This window comes from Empedobacter sp. UBA3475 (assembly GCF_002378465.1).
Lineage (GTDB): Bacteria > Bacteroidota > Bacteroidia > Flavobacteriales > Weeksellaceae > Empedobacter > Empedobacter falsenii_B.
On sequence record NZ_DFRA01000028.1, the window covers coordinates 1 to 6,039 of the forward strand.

The 6,039-nt window shown below is 31.4% G+C and carries 7 protein-coding genes; all 7 read left to right on the forward strand.

Going from position 1 to position 6,039, the window contains the following annotated elements; all coding sequences use genetic code 11:
- Positions 1-149: 149 nt before the first annotated feature.
- Complete coding sequence (gene thrS, locus B3I31_RS05985; RefSeq protein WP_291047019.1) at positions 150-2,072, forward strand: threonine--tRNA ligase; 1,923 nt, start codon at positions 150-152, stop codon at positions 2,070-2,072.
- Between the two features lie 59 nt (positions 2,073-2,131).
- Positions 2,132-2,641, forward strand: coding sequence for a translation initiation factor IF-3 (gene infC / locus B3I31_RS05990; protein WP_236688239.1), 510 nt, complete (start codon positions 2,132-2,134; stop codon positions 2,639-2,641).
- Positions 2,642-2,700: 59 nt separating this feature from the next.
- Positions 2,701-2,898, forward strand: a complete 198-nt coding sequence (gene rpmI, locus B3I31_RS05995) for a 50S ribosomal protein L35 (RefSeq protein ID WP_038337133.1) — start codon at positions 2,701-2,703, stop codon at positions 2,896-2,898.
- 95 nt (positions 2,899-2,993) lie between these two features.
- On the forward strand, positions 2,994-3,338 hold the full coding sequence (rplT, locus tag B3I31_RS06000) for a 50S ribosomal protein L20 (RefSeq protein ID WP_038337134.1): 345 nt from the start codon (positions 2,994-2,996) through the stop codon (positions 3,336-3,338).
- Between the two features lie 134 nt (positions 3,339-3,472).
- Positions 3,473-4,138 (forward strand): phosphatase PAP2 family protein, encoded by a 666-nt coding sequence (locus B3I31_RS06005; protein WP_185144154.1) that lies wholly within the window; start codon positions 3,473-3,475, stop codon positions 4,136-4,138.
- Positions 4,122-4,904 carry a nitrilase-related carbon-nitrogen hydrolase gene (locus B3I31_RS06010; protein WP_286496429.1) on the forward strand — a complete coding sequence of 261 codons (783 nt, stop codon included), beginning with the start codon at positions 4,122-4,124 and terminating at the stop codon, positions 4,902-4,904. Before B3I31_RS06005 ends, B3I31_RS06010 begins: the two co-directional genes overlap by 17 nt.
- Positions 4,905-5,049: 145 nt before the next feature.
- Positions 5,050-5,775, forward strand: a complete 726-nt coding sequence (locus B3I31_RS06015) for a hypothetical protein (RefSeq protein WP_286496430.1) — start codon at positions 5,050-5,052, stop codon at positions 5,773-5,775.
- Positions 5,776-6,039: the final 264 nt, after the last annotated feature.

A 6,039-nucleotide genomic window follows, 5' to 3' on the forward strand; every position in this document is an offset into this window, starting at 1 on the left:
ATCTAAAGGAACTCGTTTCAGTATGACATCTAGTTAATATTTAAAATATTCTAAATAATCAATAATCAAACAAAATCAACCCTTTAAAAATTTCGTCAACTTACAGAAAATTCGTAATTTTGCATCCTAGTACAAATTCTAAAAGTAAGATGATAAACATTTCTCTTCCAGATGGAAGTGTAAGACAGTATGAGAGTGGCGTAACTCCTATGGACGTGGCGCTAAGCATTAGTGAAGGTTTAGCACGTAATGTAATTTCGGCTATAGTAAACGATCAACAAGTTGAAACAACAACCCCAATCACCACAGATGCAACGATCAAATTGTTAACCTGGAATGATGAAATGGGTAAAAAAGCTTTTTGGCATTCATCTGCTCACTTATTAGCGCAAGCTATTTTAGAGTTTTATCCAAATGCTAAATTAACTATTGGACCTGCGATTGACAAAGGTTTCTATTACGATGTTGATTTTGGTGAGGATAAATTTACAGAAGCTGATTTTGCGAAAGTAGAAAAAGCAATGTTAGAGAATGCAAAGAAAAAAGCTGAATTCAAATTATATTCAGTTTCAAAAGCAGAAGCATTAGAGACATACAAAGACAATGAATACAAAACAGAATTAATCTCTAATCTACAAGATGGAGATATTACATTCTGTACACACGATAATTTTACAGATTTATGTCGTGGTGGACACATTCCAAACACTGGAATTGTGAAAGCTGCAAAAATCTTGAATGTTGCGGGAGCTTATTGGCGTGGAGATGAGAAAAACAAGATGTTGACTCGTGTTTATGGTATTACATTCACAAAACAAAAAGATTTAACAGAATATCTTGAGTTATTAGAAGAAGCAAAAAAACGTGATCACCGTAAATTAGGGAAAGAATTAGGTTTATTTGCTTTCTCTGAAAAAGTTGGTGCAGGTTTACCACTTTGGTTACCAAAAGGAGCTGCTTTGAGAAGAAAATTAGAAAACTTCTTATTGAAAGAGCAACAAAAAATGGGTTACGAAATGGTAATTTCTCCACACATTGGTCAAAAAGAATTGTATGTAACTTCTGGTCACTATGCAAAATATGGTGCAGATAGTTTTCAGCCAATTAAAACGCCAAACGAAGGAGAAGAATTCTTGTTAAAACCAATGAACTGTCCACATCATTGTGAGATTTACAAAACATCTCAATGGTCGTACCGCGATTTACCAAAACGTTATGCAGAGTTTGGTACAGTTTATCGTTACGAACAATCAGGAGAATTACACGGTTTAACGCGTGTTCGTGGATTTACTCAAGATGATGCTCACTTATTCTGTACACCAGATCAATTATTAGAAGAATTCAAAAAAGTAATTGATTTAGTATTATATGTATTTACAAATCTTGGATTTGATAATTATTCGGCTCAAATCTCATTAAGAGATCCAGAGAATAAAGAAAAATACATCGGATCTGACGAAAACTGGGAAAAAGCTGAACAAGCAATTATCACAGCATCAGCAGAAAAAGGTTTACCAACAGTTGTAGAATATGGCGAAGCTGCATTCTATGGACCTAAGTTAGACTTTATGGTGAAAGATGCATTAGGACGTCAATGGCAATTAGGAACAATCCAAGTGGATTATAATTTACCAGATCGTTTTGATTTAACTTACACTGGAGCAGACAACGAAAAACACAGACCAGTAATGATTCACCGTGCGCCATTCGGCTCTATGGAACGTTTCATTGCCATTTTGTTAGAAAATACAGCAGGGAATTTACCACTTTGGTTAACACCAGATTTATTCACAATTTTACCAATTAGCGAAAAATATGTGGAATATGGAGAAAAAGTATTAAATTTGCTGGCCGAAGAAGAAATTAACGGACTGATTGACAGTAGAAACGAGAAAACTGGTAAAAAAATCCGTGATGCCGAAATCGGTAAAATTCCTTTCATGTTAATCATCGGTGAAAAAGAAGCAGAAAACGGTACAGTTTCTGTAAGAAGACACGGAGAAGGTGATTTAGGAGAGATGACGATTCAAGCGTTTATCGACTTCATGAAAGAACAAATCAAATTAAAATAATTTAAAACAGAATAACTATCGCAATTAGAAGAAAAGGCGGCAGAGGTCCAGCCAGAGTAATTAAGGAAGATCAACACAAGATCAATGATAAGATTGACGCGAAAGAAGTACGCGTTGTTGGAGAAGGTATAGAACCTGGTGTATATCCAATAGCTAAAGCTTTAGAACTTGCAGAAGAACAAGGTTTAGATTTGGTAATGATCAGTGAAAAAGCCATTCCACCTGTTTGTCGTGTCGTAGAGTACAAAAAATTCTTATACGAACAAAAGAAAAAAGAAAAAGAACTTAAAGCTAAACAGCAGAAAGTTGTCGTGAAAGAAATTCGTTTCGGTCCTCAAACAGATGATCATGATTACGAATTCAAAAGACGTCACGCAAGATCTTTCTTAGAAGAAGGTTCAAAATTGAAAGCGTATGTTTTCTTCAAAGGACGTTCTATTATCTTTAAAGATCAAGGAGAAATCTTATTGTTACGTTTAGCTCAAGAATTGGAAGATGTTGGAAAAGTAGAACAAATGCCAAAACTTGAAGGTAAAAGAATGATTATGATGATGGGACCTAAGAAATAATTAGGTTCTTATCATCTTACAAAAAATAAAAAACGTTTTAATTTTAAATATTTGTAATCATGCCAAAATTAAAAACAAAATCTGGAGCGAAAAAACGTTTCAAATTAACAGGAACAGGTAAAATTAAAAGAAAACACGCTTTTAAAAGCCACATCCTAACAAAAAAAGAGACTAAACAAAAGAGAAATTTAACTCAAACTGGTTTAGTTGATCAAGCTGATGTTCATTCAGTAAAACAACAATTAAGATTAAAATAAGAACGTGTTCTTATTTGGTTTATTAATTCATTATTAACCCTGTCGATGGGCCTTAAAGCAGAGCAATCTCGCCCACTACAAAAAAATTAAAAATTATGCCAAGATCAGTAAACGCAGTTGCGTCAAGAGCTAGAAGAAAAAGAGTTTTAAAACTTGCAAAAGGATATTACGGAAGAAGAAAAAACGTTTGGACTGTTGCTAAAAATGCAGTAGAAAAAGGTTTAGTATACGCTTACCGCGATAGACGTCAAAAGAAAAGAAATTTCCGTGCGTTATGGATTCAAAGAATTAACGCTGGAGCAAGATTACACGGATTGTCTTACTCTAAATTTATGGGAGCTATCCACAAAGCTGGAATTGAATTAAATCGTAAAGTTTTAGCTGACTTAGCGATGAACAATCCAGAAGCTTTCAAAGCAATCGTAGAAAAAGTAAAATAATTTTTTTAAACAATATTAAAACGTTTTAAAACTTGGCTATTTAGTCAAGTTTTTTTTTTGCTTAAATTTGAATGAATGTCATTCTAGACTTATTTGGAATCTCATCATAAATGTTATTTAAAAACCCAACTCAAATGAATCAACAAAAAGATTTATTTCTAAGAATTTGGCCATTTTTTGTCGTTTTTTTTATCTACAATTTTGCTGCAATTGCTATGACGCAATATTATGGTCGCGACGAATTACATCTGCATTTCAATCAATACAGCAATCATTATCTCGATAAACTCTTTGTTTTTTATACCGATTTCGGAACCTATTATTTATTTTTTATACTTCTTGGTTATCTATTTTGGAAAACAACTCGAAGATATTTTTATTATTTATTAGTTTCTGGAGCAGTTGCAACAACAATTAGTGTTTTCTTTAAGAATGTCTATTTCGAACAAGTTTTACGTCCTGGATATTATTTTACACAGAAAAAAATAGACATTATTCTAGTCAAAGATTATGCGATACAAATGGCTTCAACTTTTCCTTCAGGACATTCATTAACAGCTGCAATAATTTCGATGACTTTATGTTTATTAACCAAAAACAGATGGTTACAATTATTTTTTGCACTTCATTTTCCAAGTATCGCAATTAGTAGAATCTACTTATCGCGCCATTTTGCGATTGATACCGTTGGTGGTTCGTTTATTGGTTTTTTTATATTTATCTTTATGTATTACATCATCAACCAATCTAATAAACCAAAATTAGATCAAAAATTTATTAACAATGGAGATTCAAAATAAACTTAAAATATCATTAATACAATACGATATAATCTGGGAAGATGCAAAAGCTAATCACGCTTATTTAAATGAATTATTAGCCAATCATCAAACTGATATTATATTGTTACCAGAAATGTTTGCTTCGGGATTTTCGATGAATGTAGAAAAAATTGGTCAAAAACCTTTTGGAGAAACCTTCGAATGGATGCAACACAAAGCCAAAGAATTGAATTCTGTGATTGCTGGAAGCATTTCTACACATGAAAACGATAAATACTATAACCGATTTTATTTCATCTGTCCAAGCGGCTCTATTTATATTTACGATAAGAAACATTTGTTCAGTTACGGAAAAGAAGCTGGGGTATATTCTGCAGGAGATAAAATTGTAACGATAGATTATAAAGGATGGCAAATTCGTCCTATTGTTTGCTACGATTTACGATTTCCAGTTTGGATTCGCAATACTGAGGAAAATCCCTACGATTTGATACTTTGTAACGCTAGTTGGCCAAAAGCACGTCGAGAAGCTTGGATTTCACTCCTAAAAGCTCGAGCAATCGAAAATATGGCTTTTATTGCTGGTGTAAATAGAATTGGCGTAGATGGCTATAATCTCGAGTATCAAGGCGATTCGCATTTATTTGATACATTGGGACAAGATTTGGAAACAATTAACAATCATCCCGAAATTTTACAGTTCGAAATTGATAAAGAAGAACAAGATAAAACTCGAAAGCATTTCAATTTTCTAAATGATCGCGATTCATTTTATTTTGGATAAATACAAGCTCAACTTTGGTTGGGCTTTTTTTTGTATGTGTAATTCTTTTTTATTCATATATTTATGGATAATGAATATGAATGGATAACACTTGTAAAAGCATCTATGAAAGCTACTACAATTGATATTTCGATAATAATTAATTATGAAAAAGATATTTATATTTCTATTCTTTATATTATTGGTACTTTCTGCAACTTATACTTTATATTTAGTTCGTAAGACTTTTAATAATTATCAATTTGAATCTTATAATGAACTTTATTATAAAGTTCCACCTGTAAATAATGCACAATTTAAATCGTTAAAATCTTTTAATTCTCACTTGTTTTCAATTGTTGACGATAAAAACTTAAAGAATATTACAGTAAATTTCGATTCCAAATCAAATAAAGTAAGGCAAGTAAATTTAAATTACACATACAATCCTGAAACAATTGATGATAAAATAAAATCAATCATAAGGATATATAACTTAGGAGAAATTATCGAAATTAATAAAAGAATGATGAAAAAAATATCATTTTTTCGGAGTCCTGATGTATATAATTTTGAAAATACTAAATATGAAGAAATGTACTTTCCAGATGATTTCTTTATACATAAACCCATTGTAAATTATAATATAAAAGGAAATCCCATCGATTCAATTATAAATGATAGAATAAAGCTTTATGCTTTAAAAGGTATGGTTGAGCTAGATATTAACAATGATTATAAACCTGATTTATTAATTGAATCAAAAAACGAAAAATCTTATATGATTACTGGTTTTGTTGAGATAGACAAGAACCTATTTTTCCTATATTATTTAGATAATGATTCTATTAAAAAAATAAATGATCTATATAAATTAATAAATTTCAAATAATTTATAGTGCCTAACAAAAATTAATTTGGGCGTTCCCTTCGGTCGGACTATCCGTTCCAATCTTTTGTAGAAGAAGATTCAATTTCAAGTAAGAAAGTTCCAATTCCTACAAAAGGATTTTTACTACTATCCCTAACGCGGGTTATAAGTTCTGAGTTTTGAGTGATAAGTTATAAGACATAAGACTTAAAGGAATAGGAATAGAAGTTAAACTATCCCCTTGAGGAGATTATAGGGCTGTTTTCGAGTTATGAGTTGTAAGTT